Genomic DNA, 17233 nt, shown 5'->3' on the forward strand with positions numbered 1-17233 from the left:
GGGTCATCCGCCGCTACGAACACGCCGCGCCCGGGGAGCTCGTGCACGTGGATATCAAGAAGCTCGGGAGGATCCCCGACGGCGGAGGGCACAAAGCCCTCGGCAGGGCCGCCGGGCGCCGCAACAAGGTCGGCACCCAGCGCAACCGCCGCCCCGGGTATCACTTCATTCACAACGCCGTCGACGATTACTCACGCTTTGCCTACTCCGAGATCCTCACCGATGAGAAGAAGGAAACCGTGGCCGCGTTCTGGAACCGCGCCAACACCTGGTTCGAGTCTCGCGGGATCACCGTCCAGCGAGTCCTGACCGATAACGGCAATGGATACCGATCCCGTGCCTTCGCCGACGCCCTCGGACCCCGCATCAAACACAAGCGCACCCGCCCTTACCGGCCGCAGACCAACGGTAAGGTCGAACGCTTCAACCGCACCATACTCGAAGAGTGGGCCTATGCCACCACCTACCGGTCAGAAGCCGAGCGTGTTGCCGCGTTTCCGGCCTGGCTGCATCATTACAATCACCACCGAGGCCACACCTCACTCAAAGGTCAGCCACCAGCCAGCCGCGTCACCAACCTCTCAGGGCAATACATCTAGGCGCTTCGGTGCGGAGGGCAGTTTCCGCCCTACCGCGCTCCTGCGCTACCCACCGGTAACCCTTGCCGAACAGTTGTTATCCAATCGCTACCTTTGCGCCCCCGTATGGCGAAAAGTGGTAACACAGCGCAGGTAACATGATCTCCACACTGCGTGACTTCGATCACAGGCCCGAGAGCCGTCGTACCTCGACGGACGGGCCACCATCGTGGAGGTTCATAACTTGATAACCAAGCCAATGCCGGCGTGGCACAGGAGGCTACTCCTCCTGGCAGCCGGCCTCCTGGCCGCACTGTTCATCTGCGCACCCGCAGCTGGAGCATCACTCCACGCGGGAGCGGACAGCATGTACAGGCAGGCCCCCGCCTCCGTCCAGGCCGGGGAATTCCAGAACCGGATCAGCGGCGTGCTGCGCGGTGCCGACGGACCCATCGCGGACGTCCGTATCACGGTCACCGGAGAGGATTTCGAAGGCGAAACCACCTCCGGGGAGAACGGGTCCTGGAGCATCGACGTCCCGCAGCAGGGAGCGTACGAGGTGGAGCTGGATGAATCCACGCTCCCTGACGGTATCGAACTGGCCGAGGGCCAGCAGAATCCGCGCACCGTCACCTTCGCGGGAACCACCAACGTCACCACCCTCTTTCTCTTCGGTGAGGGCATCGTGACAGGAACGAGCAACTTCCTCGACACCCTGGTGGACAGGACGGTTGCCGGCCTGAGCTTCGGCCTCCTCCTCGCACTGAGCGCCGTCGGCCTGTCCCTGATCTTCGGCACCACCGGCCTCACCAACTTCGCCCACGGCGAGATGGTCACCGCCGGTGCGGTCTTCGCCTTCGGGTTCGCCGCCCTGGGCCTTCCCGCCTTCCTGGCTATTGTCCTCGCGGTGCTTGGCGGCGCCGCGCTCGGGTTTGTCCAGGATGCAGGCCTGTGGAAGCCGCTGCGGCAGCGCGGCTCCGGCCTCATCCCGATGATGATTGTCAGCATCGGACTGGCCCTGGCGCTGCGTTACATCATCCAGTTCAACTTCGGCGGGGCCACCCAGCAGCTTCCGGGAGCACAGGGCCAGATGCTGAACTTCGGGCTGATCTCGATCACGCGGAACAACCTGACCTCCCTGATCGTCAGCCTCATCGCCATTCTCCTGATCGCGTTCCTGCTGCTGCGCACCCGCATCGGAAAGGCAACCCGTGCGGTTGCCGACAACCCCGCGCTGGCTGCGGCATCGGGCATCGACGTCGACCGTGTCATCAGGCTCGTCTGGGTCATCGGCGGCGCCCTGGCGGCGCTCGGAGGTATCCTCTGGGCCTACTACCGGCCCGGGGTCTCCTTCAACATGGGCCAGCAGATCCTGCTCCTGATCTTCGCCGGCGTTGTCCTCGGTGGTCTGGGCACTGTCTTCGGCGCGCTCCTCGGCTCGGTCATCGTGGGACTCTTCGTCGAGGTCTCCACCATCTGGCTGCAGGCCGACCTGAAGTACGTCGGCGCTCTGCTCATCATGATTCTGGTACTGCTCTTCCGGCCGCAGGGCATCCTGGGCCGCCGCGAGCGCATAGGTTAGGGGCTCCTGATATGGACTTCGGCAACATTTTCTCCCTCGCCTTCGGCGAAATCATCAGCCCGACGACGGCGGCATACGCACTTGCGGCCCTCGGCCTCGCGGTGCACTTCGGCTACTCCGGCCTGCTCAACTTCGGGCAGGCAGGCTTCATGGCGATGGGCGCCTACGGTTACGCCATCTCGACGCTGACGTTCAACGCACCGGTTGCCGTGGCAGTACTGGTGGCGTTGCTCGCCTCGGTGATTTTCGCCGTCATACTGGGTATTCCAACCCTCCGGCTGCGAGCAGACTATCTCGCGATCGTGACCATCGCGGCCGCGGAAATTGTGCGGTACATCGTCACCACCAACGGGCTCACTGAAATCACCGGCTCAGCCAACGGGCTGGCCCAGGGTTTTGAAACGGGCTTCTTCGCGCTGAACTTCATTCCTGAGGGGACCTACAACATCGGTCCCGTCAGCATGAACCAGAACGGCCTGTTTGTCCGGGTTATCGCCTGGACCATCGTGGCGCTGGCCTGCCTCGCCGTCTGGGCGCTCATGCGCAGCCCGTGGGGCCGTGTGCTCAAGGGCATCCGCGAGGATGAAAACGCCGTGCGCGCCCTGGGCAAGAACGTGTACGCGTACAAGATGCAGGCGCTCATCATCGGCGGCCTCATGGGCACGGTCGCGGGCATGATCTTCGTGATCCCGCGTGGCGCCGTCCAACCGGCCAACTACGCCACCGAGCTGACGTTCTTCCTGTACACGGTCCTCCTGCTCGGCGGCATGGCCACCGTGCTGGGCCCCGTCATCGGAGCCATGATCTTCTGGGTGGTCCTCTCACTCACCCAGAGCCTGCTCTTCGGCGCCATTGAAACCGGCGCCATCACATTCCTCACCAACGTCCAGGCCGGTCAGCTCCGGTACATCCTGGTGGGTGTTGCGCTCATGCTGCTGATGATCTTCAGGCCGCAGGGCGTACTCGGCAACAAGAAGGAGTTGGCGTTCGCATGAGCGACCCTACTGCGAAACCTGCAGCACAATCCGGAGGCCGGCGGGCAGCGCACGCAGTCACCGGCCCGTCCGCGCCGTCGACCGGCTCTCCGGCCGACCAGACCGACTACATGACCGATTCGCGCCCCATCACCGAGGACACCCCCGGACCGGGCTGCCGCAAACGCGATCCGATCATCACGGCCCGGAAGGTCACCCGCAGCTTCGGCGGCATCAACGCCGTCGACGTCGACTACCTGGAGATCCCCCGGAACAAGATCACCGCGCTGATCGGGCCCAACGGAGCGGGGAAAACCACCCTGTTCAATCTGCTGACCGGATTCGATACCCCGCAGAGCGGTGAATGGGACTTCGACGGCCACTCCCTGGCCGGCGTCGCCCCCTACAAGGTGGCGCGCCTGGGCATGGTCCGCACCTTCCAGCTGACCAAGGTCATGGGCAAGCTCACCGTCATGGAAAACATGCGCCTGGGCGCCACCGACCAGCCCGGCGAGAGCCTTGCACGCGCACTGTTCAAGGGCCTGTGGGGCGGACGGGAGAAGGAGATCACCGCGCAGGCGGAGGTGCTGCTGCAGAAGTTCAAGCTGGACACCAAGACGGACGACTACGCAGCCTCCCTGTCCGGCGGCCAGCGCAAGCTCCTGGAAATGGCCCGGGCGCTGATGGTCAAGCCCCGCCTGGTGATGCTCGACGAGCCGATGGCCGGCGTGAACCCCGCGCTCACGCAATCCCTGCTCGATCACATCAAGAACCTCAAGGCGGAGGGCATGACCGTCCTCTTCGTCGAACACGACATGCACATGGTCCGCCATGTGGCGGACTGGGTGGTGGTCATGGCGGAAGGCCGCGTGGTCGCGGAGGGAACTCCCGACGTCGTCATGAAGGATCAGGCGGTCATCGACGCCTATCTGGGTGCGCACCACGATGTGGACCTCGGCGACTCCCACGGCGTTGAGCAGCTCGAGTCCGAGCTGTCCCATGACGAGGAATCCGTGGTGGGGACCGAGAACGCGGGCCTCCTGAGCCACACCAGAATCACCGAGCTTGAAGGACGTCCACGGAACACGCGCCCAACAGGCGAGACCGGACCAGAGGAGAAGCGGCCATGAGTGAATCAGCGGGAACGGCAGGGCCCGGGCAGACGGCCGGAACCGACGCGGTGCCGGGAAAGTCCGTCGTGAAGGTCACCGACCTCGTGGCGGGCTACCTGCCAGGCGTGAACATCCTGAACGGGTGCTCCATCGAAGCGCGCTCGGGTGAGCTGATCGGAATCATCGGCCCCAACGGCGCCGGCAAGTCGACACTGCTCAAGGCGATGTTCGGCCTCGTGAAAGTGCACTCCGGCACCGTGGTGGTGCGGGACCAGGACATCACCGGGTTGAAGGCCAACAAGCTCGTCACCAAGGGCGTGGGCTTTGTCCCGCAGAACAACAACGTCTTTGCTTCCCTGACCATCGAGGAGAACCTCCAGATGGGCATGTACCAGCGGCCGAAGGACTTCCGGAAGCGGTTTGACTTTGTCACCGACCTCTTCCCCGAACTCGGCAAGCGGCGTGCCCAGCGTGCGGGGTCCCTCTCCGGCGGCGAACGCCAGATGGTGGCCATGGGGAGGGCGTTGATGATGGAGCCTGCTGTGCTGCTCCTCGACGAGCCGTCCGCGGGCCTCTCCCCCGTCAAGCAGGACGAGACGTTCCTCCGAGTGCATGAAATCAACCGGGCGGGGGTCTCGGTGATCATGGTCGAGCAGAACGCGCGGCGATGCCTGCAGATCTGTGACCGCGCCTACGTCCTCGACCAGGGCAAGGACGCCTATACGGGCACAGGACGGGAACTCATGAAGGACCCGAAGGTAATCCAGCTCTACCTCGGGACCCTCGCCGACACGGCGTAGCAACGTCCTGACCGAGGCCCTCTCCGGCTGACGAGTTCAGCCGGAGAGGGCCTCTTCTGTGTTCCCGCCCTCAGCACCCGCGACGGCGGTCCCCGGCCCTCACCGCCCGCGGCGGCGGTCCCCAACCGGGGTCCCCAACGACCAGAAGGGCCCCTCCCGGCTGAACTGGTCAACCGGGAAGGGCCCTTCCGTTGTGCGGGTGAATCAGGTGGTACGCCCTGCCCTAGAGCTGTCCTGCCTCGGAACGGTAGGGCTGCGGTGTGTTGTTCTCATCGAACTCGTAGATGCCGATGAAGGCTTCCGTCGGGTCACCGTTCTCATCGAAGGTGATCGGTCCGGAGATGCCCTGGTAATCGATATCCTCACCCTCGCGCTGGAGCGTGATGCAGCCTGCGTAGTCGAAGCACTCTGTACCCTCCTTGGAAACCGCCTCAAGTTCAGCTGCGATGGCGGCCCCGTCAGTGCTTCCTGCGGCATCCGCTGCAAGGGCAATGAGGTTCACGGCGTCGTAGCTTTCACCTGCGTAGTTCCAGACGTTCAGGCTGTCATCGATCTCAGCCAGCGCATCCTTGAACTCGTCTCCTGCGAAGGAACCGGGCTGGGTGCCCTGTGCGCCCTCAAGCGTTCCCGGATCCAGGTCCTCGCTGTAGTCGGCGGTGTTGCCGTCCACGAAGAACATGGAACCGGGGTCTACACCCTGACCGGTCATCAGCGGAACGATGCTGTTGGCCTGGTCGAAGCTGATGACCACATAGGCGTCAGGTTCGGCTGCGACAAGTGCGTCGACCTGGCTGCTGAACTGTGAATCGCCCTCGTTGAACAGTTCCTCGGCGACAACCTGGCCGCCTGCGCTCTCAACGGCTTCCTTGATGCTCGCCTGCAGTCCGGTACCGTACGCATCGTTGAGTACGATCATGCCCACAGTCTGGGCGCCACAGGCCATGATGTAGTTGCCGAGCACCCGGCCCTGCAGGACGTCGGAGGGTGCAGTACGCCAGTACAGGCCGTTGTCATCCCAGTCCGTGAAGTCCGGCGAGGTGTTCGCGGGCGACATCTGGACAACCCCGGCACCGGTGATCTGGTTGATCACCGTCTGCGATACGCCCGACGACGCCGCCCCGATGATCGCGCTGACATCCTGGGACAGGAGGTCGGTGACGGACTGCGTTGCGATGTCCGTGGTGGTGTCACCGGAGTCGCGGTGGATGATCTCGACGTCCTGGCCGAGCACACCGCCGGCCTCATTGATCTCCTGAACGGCGAGGTTGACGCCGGCAATTTCGGGAGGGCCGAGGAACGCGAGGGCGCCTGTGGTAGGCAGGAGCGATCCGAGCACCAGTGGCGAGTCGGACGTTGTTTCCGCCTCGGGCACTGCCGCAGGATCTCCCTTCTCGCCGGGCTCGGGGGCTGCGCCGCCCTGACTCTCGGGGCAGGTCAGCCCCGACGCTGCCGGTGCCGAAGATGCGCCGCCTTCTTCTTCGGGGGTGGGATTGCCACCGCAGGCAGATGCGAAGAGCGCGACGCCCAGACTCAGGGCCGCAATCTTCGCTGCGCGCGGAGCATTCTCCCCGATGCCAAACCGCGCGGAGTTACGTGTTGCTGTCATGAAATTTATCTCCTCGATCGAAAGGCTCGATCAGCCTTTGATGCGATCACCAGGTGTTCCTGGTATGTGAAAAAGCTAGTGCAAAAACGTGTCCAAGATAAGCAAATCTGGTTACATCCTTGTAACACTCGTCACAGGGGTATTGACTGCCGTCGCGGCCCGGAAAGGCCGGGGCCCGCCAGGGTCGCGTATTCTTGACGGGACGCTCCGGCGGCGCGCCCGTCGGGAAGTCCATCGCACGTTACGCCCCAGTAGCCCAATGGCAGAGGCAGGAGACTTAAAATCTTCACAGTGTGGGTTCGAGTCCCACCTGGGGCACCGTCCCGGAAACGGAAGTCAGGCGGTGCTGTTTACCCGAAGTACAGGTGCTTGTGCAGGCGGCACCCCGGGTTGAACGGCGCCCGGCAGGAGGCGCAGCCGTCAGCGTCCAGGTAGTCCCGGATGGACATGGTCCCGCCGCAGACACCGCAGAGGATCGCATGGGTGTCCTGCTCCTCCGGCGGCCACACCGCAGCGTCATGGTGGGCCGTTTCCTCGTGGCACAGATGGCACGGATAAAACTCACCGCAGCACTTGAACCGGATGGCAACGACGTCGAGCTCTGTCCGGTAGTGCACGCACCGCGTCTGGTGATCCACCGTGGGACCCAAAACAGTCGCGGTGACCGCCGGCGCGGCCGGGCGGTCGGCGGGCGTCTCGGGGCGGGTCCTCACGATTGAGAACTATAACCGCTTAAACGCACGACGGCGGCACCCCCCGGGGTGCCGCCGTCGTACTGGCAGTTACTTGGCCTTGGCCTTCTCCGTGTCCTCGGAGCGGCCCTTGTCCAGGGAAGGAGCTGCTTCCTGCTTCTTCGCCGGCGGGGCAGCGGCCTCGCGGAAGGCGCGGCGCGGGCTCTGCAGGTCCATCAGCTGGGTGGTGTCACGCCCGAAGACGAACCCGAGCACCCAGTTGCCGACAACGCGGAACTTACGCTCGAACATGGGCATTGCCATGCCGTGGTAGCCGCGGTGGGCCAGCCATGCGGGAAGTCCGCGCATGCCGAAGCCCATGATGTTGGCGACGCCCTTGTACTGGCCGAACCCGGCAACCGCACCGAGGTTCTTGTGCTTGTACTCGCGGACGCGGCCCACGCCGTAGCGCTCGGCGTAGATGTTGTCGGCGAGGAGCTTCGCCTGACGGACGGCGTGCTGTGCGTTCGGGACGCAGAAACCGCCTACGCCGCCTCCGGACAGGTCAGGAACGGCAGAGACGTCGCCGGCTGCCCAGGCGCCGTCCAGCGGGCCGTCGTCGCCGGTGATGCGCAGTTCCGGGTTGGCGCGGACGCGGCCGCGCTCGTCGATCGGGAAGTCGGTGTTGCGGACCACCGGGTTGGCCTGCACGCCGGCAGTCCACACGAGGGTGTCGGTCTCGAACTCATCGGCCGGGGACTTGTCCGGCATGTTGATGAGCTTGAGCCTGCCGCCCTTGGCGCTGGCGAGCGAAGTGTTGAGCTTGACCTGGACACCGCGGGCACGCAGGTGCTCCACAACCCACTTGGCCTGTTCCTCGGTGACCTCGGGCATGATGCGCCCCATTGCCTCAACCAGGACAAACCGGATATCGGACCGCTCGAGCCGCGGGTTCTTCTTGACAGCAGCGCGCGCCAGGTCCTCCATCTCGGCGAGCGCCTCGATACCTGCGAATCCGCCGCCGACAACCACGAAGGTCAGGGCGCGGTCCCGCTCCGGACCGGGCTGCATCATCGAGCCGGTCTCAATCCGCTCCAGGAGTCCGTTGCGCACGGCGACGGCTTCCTCGATGGTCTTCATACCGATGCCTTCTTCTGCCAGCCCCTCGATCGGGAAGGTGCGGGTGATGGCACCGGCCGCAATGACGATGTCGCGGTAGGGCAGTTCGAAGGGTTCACTGCCGTCGGCCGGATCAACGGTGGCCGTGCGTGAGGAGTGGTTGACGCCGGTGACCTTGCCCGTGATGAGCTCGGTGTCCGTCAGGTGCATGCGGTGGGAGACGACGGCGTGACGCGCCTCGATGTTGCCCCCTGCCACCTCGGGCAGGAAGGGCTGGTAAGTCATGTACGGCAAAGGATCCACGAGCGTGACGATCCCGCCGTGTGCCTTCACCTTCTTCTGCAGCTTGTGGGCTACGTAAAGACCGACGTAGCCGCCGCCGACAACGAGAATCCGGGGACGATCAGAGAACGAGGGGGTTTGAGCCATGACTCAAGCCTACCGGACTTTGTGAAAATCTTCACTAGCGGGTTCTGTGGGGTCCACGTCCGCCCGGCTCTCCCGGTAAATCCGGATCACCTGGTACGTTCCGCCGAGGAGGATGACCAGGATCAGCCCGCCGAATCCGAACACGATGAAGGCCGGCAGCGAGCTTGCCGACGAGGTCCGCTCCTGGGCGGCCGGGACGGTCGGTTCCGGGATATCGGGAAGCGGTTCCTCCTCCGGCGCTGCTTCCGGCGGGGGCGGCGGTGGCACCTCCCCTCGGCGGTACGTCTCGATGTACTGGGCCATGCTGACAACGCCGCCGGCGCCGAGCAGCCGCTCCTCGGGAACGGCCAGGTCCGCATTCACTGCGGCGTCCGCGTCGAGGATGCCGTGGCCGTAGATGGTGTCCTTGCCCGGTATGCCTGCGTCACGCGCCGTCATGATGATCCGGTTGATGACCTGCGGGGCGGTCAGGTCCGGGTACTTGGCGCGGATGAGCGCGGCCACCCCGGAGACCAGCGGGGCAGCACCCGAGGTGCCGGACCACTTGCTCGCATACAGGCCGCCCGGCAGCGCCCCCACGAGGTTCTCGGCAGGCGCGGCGATACCGATACTGATGCCTTCGGAGGAGGATTCCCGGCTGGCTGCGCCCTCGGCGTCCAGTCCGCCCACGGCCAGCACGCCGGGCATGGTGGCCGGTGCGCCGACCTGCACGGAGCCTCCGGCCCGGTTGCCCGCGGCGGCGACAATGACAACGTCCTTCTGTTCCGCGTAGAGGAACGCCTCGTCCCAGCTCTCCGGCCAGGTGGGCGACGTGCTGCCCAGCGACATGTTGATCACCGAGGCACCGTTGTCCACGGCCCAGCGCACCGCGTTGGGGATCTGGTCGTCGATGCTGACGCCTGCGGGATTGGCGCCGGTCGCCTCCCCTGCGATCCAGAGTGAGACCGCCAACAGCTCGGCCTCCGGTGCCACACCGACCACACCGTCGGTCCCCCGACCGGCGGTCTGGAGGGGTGAATCCTCTGCCTCCCTGCTGGCTTCGGCTTCCGCTTGCGCCGAAGCTTCCGCGGAGGCTTCCGCTTTCGCCGAAGCAGAGGGCTTTGCTGAACCTGAGGGCGATGGAGATGCAACCGGTTCCTCGGGCTCGTGTCCGCGGCCGGCGATCAGGCTCGCCACCAGGGTGCCGTGCTCGGGCACCTCCCCGATTCCGCGCTGCCCGTCGGGCGCTCCTGCACCGGACACATCGGTGCCTCCGGTGACAACCCCCTCAAGGTCGGGGTGGCTTCCGTCAACCCCGCTGTCGATCACAGCAACCGTGACACCGGCTCCCCTGGTGGCTTCCCAGGCCTCGGCGATCCCATAATCCTCCACCCAGTATTCGCGGTCGCGAAGCTCACCTCCGTGGGCGCCTGCCCTGTCCGCCGGACCGACGACGGCGGTGGCCAGGCCGAGCGAGAGCGCCAGGGCGGCGGCAACGGACCGGGAAACGTGAGCGCGGTGGTGCGCGGAAGAGACTGTCACGTGCGCTACTTTCGGGAGGCTGCGCTGAGGGCAATGCCGTCAAGAATATCGTGTTCGCTGGCAACCGCGCCCTGCACGCGCCCTTCGGTGGCCTCCGCGACACGCCGGACGACGGTGCGCCAGATGAGCGCTCCGGCACCGATGACATCCACGCGTCCCGGGTGCATGTAGGGCAGTGCCTTCCGCTCGGCGCGGGTGAGGTGCAGCAGCGAGGTGGCGGCGTCGTCGATCTCTGTCAGTCCCAGTTCCGTTCCGTGGATGCGCTCCGGCAGGTACTCGGGAAGCTTCAGCGCGTGCGCGGTGACGGTGGTGATGCTGCCGGCGACCCCGATGATGCCGTGCACGGAGGAAAGGTCGACGTCGGCGTGGGCTTCGTCGATCATGCGGCCGATCTCTTCTTCCGCGGAGGCGATTTCCTCGTCCGTGGGCGGATCGGAGCGGAGGAACCGTTCGGTGAAACGGACGCACCCCATATCCATGCTGCGCCCGGCAATGACCTGGCTGCCGGTACCGACGACAAACTCCGTGCTTCCGCCGCCGAGGTCCACCACCAGCACCGGAGCGTCGTTTTCGCCGGCCAGCACGCTCGCCGCTCCGGAGAACGACAGTTCCGCTTCCTCGCCGCCGCTGACGACTTCCGGTTCAACGCCGAGGCGGTCCCGCACTCCGGTTACGAAGACCTCGCGGTTGCTCGCATCCCGGGTGGCCGACGTGGCCACGAAACGGACGCGGCCGGCGTCGTGCTCCTTGATCAGTGCGGCATATTCATCCACGGCGTCGAAGGTCCGCTGCAGCGCGGCTTCGGAAAGCTCACCGGTGGCATCGACGCCTTCGCCGAGGCGGACCACCCGCATGAGGCGCACGACGTCGGTGAGGCCTGCGCCATCGTCGACGTCCGCAATCAGCAGGCGGATGGAGTTGGTGCCGCAATCAATGGCTGCAGTTCGCATATCAGGCCTTTCCCTCGCCGGTTCGGCGTTCGGCGCGTTTGGCGTCCAGTTCCTCGGGAGTGAGTCCCTGGGTCTTCACATGGCGGCTGAGGTCGCGGTCCGGCGGGTCGCCGCTTTCGTCCCAAGCGCCGGCGCAGCGGCATTCGTCGACGATCCACCATTCGGAGATGGCAGCGAGTGCCTCATCCCCGAGCGGGTTGACGCCCGGTCCGGCCGCGAGGGAATGCCCCACGAGGACGTGGAGGCACTTCACGCGGGTGGGCATCCCGCCGGCGGAGACGCCGTCGATCTCGGGTACCGGACCGATTCCGCTGCGTTCCCCGATCTCGGCCCGCGCCCGCAGGTAGGACTCGTGGGCCGCCCGGTAGCGCTCGGCGAGATCCGGGTCGCGTTCGAGGCGCTCCGTCATCTCCGTCATGGTGCCCGCGGCCTCCAGCCGGGAGACCGCCGCGGTGATGACCGGGTGCGTCAGGTAGTACGTGGTGGGAAAGGGGATGCCGTTGCTGAGCCGCGGCGCTGTGGTGGCCACGAGCGGGTTTCCGCAGACACAGCGGGCGCCGATTTCGACGACGTCGCGGACCGGCCGTCCCAACTGCCGGCTGAGGGTCTCCAGATCAGCCGGTGTGGGTGTGAGCGGGTTGCCTTCGGTCACTGCGGTCCTTCCATTTCGAGTTTTTGTCGCCTATCTGCTGCTCAGACCGGGCTATAGCAGCAGATAGGCGACAAAAACTTCCCGGGAACCAACGTTAGTCGGTGGCGGCGCGCTCGACGGACGCCCAGAGCGCATCGGCCCAGGGCAGATCCGCCGGCGAGGCAGCGGACTGCTGTTCCTCCGAGGTCTCCACAGCCGTTCCGCCCTTGACCAGGTAGCGGGTTTCTCCGGGCATCACCAGGAACAGCCGGTCACGGGCCTGCTGCTTGATGTACGAGGGATCTTCCCAGCGGGCAATCTGCGTTTCAAGGGTGTCCTGCTCCCGCTGCAGCGCGGTGATCCGCTCCTGCAGTGCTTCGGTCTCCGCCTGCTGCTGAAGGTAGGTGCGCACGGACGGCGCCAGCAGCACCGTGATGGTGACAAGCACGACGGCGAGTGCCAGCAGCCGCCCGGAAAAGGCTTTCGCGGGAATCGGCTCCGCGTCCTCCGCCGGAACAATGACCCGCTCCGCCGGCTTCCGGAACGGTGCACTGGCGGTCCGGATGGCTCCGGCGAGCTGGGACCGTTCGGCGGCCCGCGCCTCCGACGGTGAGGTCTTCCTGCGGGGCGGCGGGGATCCGGCACCGGGAGAACCGGCCTGCTTTTCCGCCGGGTGCTTTGTTGTCGGTGTCGCCGAACGCACTGAAGCGCCCTGGGGGCCAGGGCGCTTCAGGGGCGGAGCCGGCTGCCTCTGCCCGTCTGCGCGCGCTCGTGCGGTGCGCGGAACGCTGGGGCGTCGGGTGGACATCGGACTCCTCGCTCAAACTTGCTAAGCCGCCGGCATGGGAAAGAGCCCCAGGCTGACGGTTACCTGCTTAACGAGGGTAACGCGCTGAGCCTGAGTGATCAGGCAGTGAAACGCGGGAACGCGGAACGGCCGGCGTAGCGTGCGGCGTCGTCCAGCTCTTCCTCGATGCGCAGCAGCTGGTTGTACTTGGCAACGCGCTCGGAACGGGCGGGCGCGCCCGTCTTGATCTGGCCGGCGTTGGTTGCCACGCAGATGTCCGCGATGGTGGTGTCCTCGGTCTCACCGGAGCGGTGCGAGGTGATGGTGGTGTACCCGGAGCGCTGGGCCAGGGAGATGGCGTCGAGCGTTTCGGTGAGCGTACCGATCTGGTTCACCTTCACCAGCAGCGAGTTGCCGGTGTCGGCCTTGATGCCGCGCTCCAGGCGGACCGGGTTGGTGACGAAGAGGTCGTCACCAACCAGCTGCACCTTGCTGCCGAGGGATTCGGTGAGGGCCTTCCAGCCGTCCCAGTCTTCCTCGTCCAGGGGGTCCTCGATGGACACGAGCGGGTAGTCGCGCACCAGCTCTTCGTAGTAGGCGCGCATGGCGGCCGAATCGAGCGCCTTGCCCTCGAAGTGGTAGGCGCCGTCCTTGTAGAACTCGGAAGCGGCGACGTCCAGGGCGAAAGCAATGTCGGTGCCCGGGGTGTAGCCGGCGCGCTCGATCGCGGTGGTGATGAGGTCGAGGGCGTCACGGTTGGACGGCAGGTTCGGAGCGAAGCCGCCCTCGTCGCCCAGGCCCGTTGCCAGGCCCTTCTCGTTGAGGACCTTCTTGAGCTCGTGGTACACCTCGACGCCCCAGCGCAGGCCCTCCGAGTAGGATTCGGCGCCGAGGGGAACGATCATGAATTCCTGGATGTCGACGTCGGAATCGGCGTGCGATCCACCGTTGAGGATGTTCATGAGCGGAACGGGCAGCACGTGCGCGTTGGGTCCGCCCAGGTAGCGGTAGAGCGGCAGCGCGGAGGACTCGGCCGCCGCGCGGGCGATCGCGAGGGAGACGCCGAGCATGGCGTTGGCGCCCAGGTTGGACTTGTTCTCGGTGCCGTCGAGGTCGATCATGGCCTGGTCGATGGCGCGCTGGTCGCCCGCGTCGAAGCCCAGCAGGGCCGGCTGGATCTGCTCGATGACGGCCTCAACGGCCTGGAGCACACCCTTGCCGAGGTAGCGGTCCTTGTCGCCGTCGCGGCGCTCGTTCGCCTCGAACGCTCCGGTGGACGCGCCGGAGGGGACGGCAGCGCGGCCGAAAGTGTCGTCGTCGAGCAGTACCTCGACCTCAACCGTGGGGTTGCCGCGGGAGTCAAGGATTTCGCGTGCGTGGATGGCATCAATGATCGCCATGGATTTGCTCCTGTTCAGATAAGGGCTATGAATTTCTTCATACGGACAGCGGAGAACGTGCCCAGCCCAGTCGGGCTGCTGCGTCTGCGCGGGGATTCGTACCCAGCCTAATTGAAAGCGGGCTCCAATGACCGTCCGTGACGGCAACTAACCCGTTGAGTTGTCAGGACACACCCCGTATCAGGCGGGCAAAGCGGCGTGTCCTGACACGTGAATAGATTCTCGGACCCCCACGGAGCGGCAGCGCCGCCCGGACGCTGCCAACTCAACGGGAGGAGGGGCACTGGTCAGGGCGCGGCGTGCGCCTCCTGGTATCGGCGCACTGCCAGGCGCAGCGCCCGCTCCGGGTCCAGCCCCGCATCGACCGCGCGTCCGACGACGGCGAGCAGCACCTCCCCGAGCTCCTCCTCCGACGCGGGAGCGACACCCGACCCGGGAACGGCACCCGACGCGGGAACGGAACCCGACGCGGGAGCGGCACCTGCAGAGCGGACGACGACGGCGGCCGGTTCCGGCGCGGAACCCGCCTCGCGCCGGGCGCGCTTGAGCGTCTTCGCCGCCGACGCGAGGGCGGGCAGACCAGGCGGGATGCTGGCGAACGGATGACTGTCCGCCGGCTGCTCCTGCCGCTTGATGCTGTGCCAGGCGGCCTCGATCTCCTCGACCGAGGCCGGAAATTCGTCCCGGAGACCGCCGTCGGGCATGAAGATGTGCGCGTTGCGGCGGATCATCTTCTCGGTGAGCCCGTCAATGACATCGGCCATCGCAAAGGGTCCCTGTTCCTCCTGCAGGCGCGCATGGAGCACCACCTGCAGGAGGACGTCGCCCAGCTCCGAGCGCAGGTCATCGGCTCCGGCGGTACCCTCCAGGACCTCGAGGAGTTCGTAGCACTCCTCGACGAGGTACTCGGCGAGGGACTCGTGGGTCAACGCACCCATCCACGGGCAGTGCTCACGCAGTTGCCCGATGACCTCGAGCAGTCGCTCCAGGGACGCTCCCGCCCGCTGCGCACTGTCCGTCATGCTCCCCCGGTGCCGTCGTACCCCTGCGCAATCAGTTCAGCGAGCGCGGTCCGGCTGTCGAGCGGCAGGAATGCGGCTTCGACGGCGTTGAGTGTGAGGTCGAGGAGGTCGTCCAGGTCGTAGTCGAAGGTCTCCACGAGGAGTTCGAACTCGTCCGTGAGGCTCACCCCGCTCATCAGCCGGTTGTCCGTGTTGACCGTGATGTTGAACCCGAGCTGGTACAGCAGGTCGATCGGGTGGCTGGCAATGTCCTTGCCGAACGCCTCTATCGCCCCGGTCTGCAGGTTCGAGGAGGGGCAGATTTCCAGCGGGATCCCGCGGTCGCGGACCCAGGCGGCCACCCGGCCGAGGGTGACCATGCCCACGCCGGCGTCGCTGCCGCCGTCGTCGTCGAATTCCACCGTGATGTCCTCGGCGATGCGCACGCCGTGGCCCAGCCGCTGCGCGCGGCCGCTGACCAGCGCGTCGACGATGCTGTCGATTCCGGCGGCCTCCCCCGCGTGCACGGTTGCCGGGAACTGGTGCTGGGCCAGGTAGGTGAATGCGTCGGCGAAACGGGCCGGCGGGAAGCCGTTCTCGGCGCCCGCGATGTCGAAGCCGACGGCCCCGCGGTCACGGTGCCGGACGGCCAATTCGGCGATCTCCTGGCCGCGGTCGGCATGCCTCATGGCGGTGATGAGCTGGCCCACCTGGATGGTGCGTCCGCGTGCGGCGACTGCCTCCACCCCGGCATCGAGGCCCTCCTGGACCGCCTCGACGGCGTCGTCGAGGGAGAGGCCGCCCGTCAGGTGCTGCTCGGGTGCCCAGCGAACCTCGCCGTACACCACGCCGTCGTCCGCCAGGTCCTCAACGAACTCCTGCGCCACCCGGGCGAGACCTTCGCGGGTCTGCATTACTGCGATGGTGTGGTCGAAGGTTTCCAGGTAACGCACCAGGGAGCCGGAGTCTGCGGAGTCGCGGAACCACTGACCCAGCGCAACCGGATCGGTGGAGGGCAGCTGGTGGCCTACCGCGTCGGCGAGCTCGATGATGGTCGCCGGACGCAGGCCGCCGTCAAGGTGGTCATGCAGCGAAACCTTGGGCAGGGCGCGGATGTCGAAGGTGATGTCTGTCGCGAGGGAAGTCATAGGTTCAGTCACAGGCCAAGACTACGCGGAAGCCAATGGTTCGGTCTCCGGATCGGCCTCTGCGACCGCACTCCCCTGCCTGTCAGGGTGCCGGGGGTGCAGCGGCTCGGGGCGGGGCCGCAGCGGTGTCGATCCCCGGACGGCGCTGATGATGCGGTCGACGATGAAGCCGAGGAGAACGGCAACGGAAATCGCCACTGTGACGCCCAGCAGGTGGTTGTCCTTGAACCAGGCGCCCGCAAGCGCTCCGATCCCCACGGAGTAGCTTCCCCACGCGATTGCCGAGATGCAGGTCAGAACGAGGAAGCGCCGCCGGGAATACCCCGTGGCACCGGCGGTGAGGTTGACTGCCACGCGGCCGAACGGAATGAAACGGGCAACCAGGATCAGGGAAGCTGCACGTTTCTCAAGCTCATAGCCCGCCCATTCGAAAGCCTTCTGCGAGCGGGGCCGGCGCATCCACCGGAACCGTTGCGTGCCGACTCCCCTGCCCATCGCATAGGCGAGGTTGTCACCGACAAAGGCGCCGAGGGAAGAAACCAGGATCAGCAGCCATACGTCGGGGACACCCTGCGTGATTACCAGCGAGGCCAGCCCTACTACCACCGACTCGCTGGGGAACGGCGGGAAGAAGCCGTCGACCGTGCAGCAGATGAACACCAGCAGGTAGACCCACGGCTGTTCGGCGGTGCTGAGGATGAAATCACTCAGTCCGTTCGTGACAGCAAGAATGGCGTCCACTGCCTGTGCTCCTTGGATTGTGCGGATGGGGCCGGATAACCGCCGCAACAGGTGTCAGGGGGTACTTAAAACCATGCCAGCAGCGCATCGGAGGGGTCCATGGGGTATCACCCTGTTGGACCCCTGATCCAGCCTTTTTCCAAGGTTAGGGTTCGGCGCGTTGTGTTCGCGTCGCCCTCAGGG

Annotated in this window: 16 protein-coding genes and 1 tRNA gene; 6 read left to right on the forward strand and 11 right to left on the reverse strand. The window is 66.1% G+C overall.

The window, feature by feature from the left end:
* From BLS52_RS13565 to BLS52_RS13585, 5 genes are all read left to right on the forward strand, one after another.
* Positions 1–599, forward strand: a 599-nt coding sequence (locus tag BLS52_RS13565) for an IS481 family transposase (RefSeq protein ID WP_139186269.1), incomplete at its 5' end; no start/stop codon positions are given.
* A gap of 238 nt (positions 600–837) precedes the next feature.
* The gene (locus tag BLS52_RS13570; protein ID WP_090587441.1) at positions 838–2160 is read left to right on the forward strand and encodes a branched-chain amino acid ABC transporter permease; all 1323 of its coding nucleotides are present in this window, start codon (positions 838–840) and stop codon (positions 2158–2160) included.
* Between the two features lie 11 nt (positions 2161–2171).
* The gene (locus BLS52_RS13575; protein WP_026544265.1) at positions 2172–3155 is read left to right on the forward strand and encodes a branched-chain amino acid ABC transporter permease; all 984 of its coding nucleotides are present in this window, start codon (positions 2172–2174) and stop codon (positions 3153–3155) included.
* 110 nt (positions 3156–3265) lie between these two features.
* The gene (locus BLS52_RS13580) at positions 3266–4264 is read left to right on the forward strand and encodes an ABC transporter ATP-binding protein (RefSeq protein WP_175460178.1); all 999 of its coding nucleotides are present in this window, start codon (positions 3266–3268) and stop codon (positions 4262–4264) included.
* The gene (locus BLS52_RS13585) at positions 4261–5046 is read left to right on the forward strand and encodes an ABC transporter ATP-binding protein (protein WP_026544267.1); all 786 of its coding nucleotides are present in this window, start codon (positions 4261–4263) and stop codon (positions 5044–5046) included. The genes BLS52_RS13580 and BLS52_RS13585 overlap by 4 nt, the downstream gene beginning before the upstream one ends.
* Before the next feature lie 223 nt (positions 5047–5269).
* Here the strand turns inward: BLS52_RS13585 and BLS52_RS13590 are convergent, their stop codons facing one another.
* Positions 5270–6652: an ABC transporter substrate-binding protein gene (locus BLS52_RS13590; RefSeq protein ID WP_051470468.1), complete on the reverse strand. Its 1383-nt coding sequence runs from the start codon at positions 6650–6652 to the stop codon at positions 5270–5272.
* Positions 6653–6897: 245 nt separating this feature from the next.
* Here BLS52_RS13590 and BLS52_RS13595 point away from each other — a divergent pair.
* Positions 6898–6970: transfer RNA gene (locus BLS52_RS13595), tRNA-Leu, on the forward strand.
* 32 nt (positions 6971–7002) lie between these two features.
* Here the strand turns inward: BLS52_RS13595 and BLS52_RS13600 are convergent.
* From BLS52_RS13600 to BLS52_RS13645, 10 genes are all read right to left on the reverse strand, one after another.
* Positions 7003–7365 carry a CHY zinc finger protein gene (locus BLS52_RS13600; protein ID WP_090587444.1) on the reverse strand — a complete coding sequence of 121 codons (363 nt, stop codon included), beginning with the start codon at positions 7363–7365 and terminating at the stop codon, positions 7003–7005.
* A gap of 69 nt (positions 7366–7434) precedes the next feature.
* Positions 7435–8871, reverse strand: coding sequence for an NAD(P)/FAD-dependent oxidoreductase (locus BLS52_RS13605; protein ID WP_090587445.1), 1437 nt, complete (start codon positions 8869–8871; stop codon positions 7435–7437).
* 9 nt (positions 8872–8880) lie between these two features.
* Positions 8881–10392 (reverse strand): S8 family serine peptidase, encoded by a 1512-nt coding sequence (locus BLS52_RS13610; RefSeq protein WP_245702871.1) that lies wholly within the window; start codon positions 10390–10392, stop codon positions 8881–8883.
* 5 nt (positions 10393–10397) lie between these two features.
* Positions 10398–11342 carry a Ppx/GppA phosphatase family protein gene (locus BLS52_RS13615; protein WP_090587447.1) on the reverse strand — a complete coding sequence of 315 codons (945 nt, stop codon included), beginning with the start codon at positions 11340–11342 and terminating at the stop codon, positions 10398–10400.
* Position 11343: 1 nt separating this feature from the next.
* Positions 11344–11994 (reverse strand): DUF501 domain-containing protein, encoded by a 651-nt coding sequence (locus BLS52_RS13620; RefSeq protein ID WP_090587448.1) that lies wholly within the window; start codon positions 11992–11994, stop codon positions 11344–11346.
* A gap of 94 nt (positions 11995–12088) precedes the next feature.
* Positions 12089–12676 carry an FtsB family cell division protein gene (locus tag BLS52_RS13625; protein WP_245702872.1) on the reverse strand — a complete coding sequence of 196 codons (588 nt, stop codon included), beginning with the start codon at positions 12674–12676 and terminating at the stop codon, positions 12089–12091.
* 203 nt (positions 12677–12879) lie between these two features.
* On the reverse strand, positions 12880–14160 hold the full coding sequence (gene eno / locus BLS52_RS13630) for a phosphopyruvate hydratase (RefSeq protein WP_090587449.1): 1281 nt from the start codon (positions 14158–14160) through the stop codon (positions 12880–12882).
* 287 nt (positions 14161–14447) lie between these two features.
* Entirely contained in the window at positions 14448–15182 is a 735-nt protein-coding gene (locus tag BLS52_RS13635; protein WP_245702873.1) for a MazG nucleotide pyrophosphohydrolase domain-containing protein, read from the reverse strand.
* A complete protein-coding gene (locus tag BLS52_RS13640; RefSeq protein ID WP_400587409.1) occupies positions 15179–16321 on the reverse strand; it encodes an adenosine deaminase in 1143 nt (380 codons plus the stop codon). Before BLS52_RS13640 ends, BLS52_RS13635 begins: the two co-directional genes overlap by 4 nt.
* 9 nt (positions 16322–16330) lie before the next feature.
* Positions 16331–17050: a DedA family protein gene (locus tag BLS52_RS13645; protein WP_084033410.1), complete on the reverse strand. Its 720-nt coding sequence runs from the start codon at positions 17048–17050 to the stop codon at positions 16331–16333.
* Positions 17051–17233 lie beyond the last annotated feature (183 nt).

The sequence above is a fragment of the Arthrobacter subterraneus genome (genome assembly GCF_900099735.1).
Classification (GTDB): Bacteria; Actinomycetota; Actinomycetes; order Actinomycetales; family Micrococcaceae; genus Arthrobacter_D; species Arthrobacter_D subterraneus.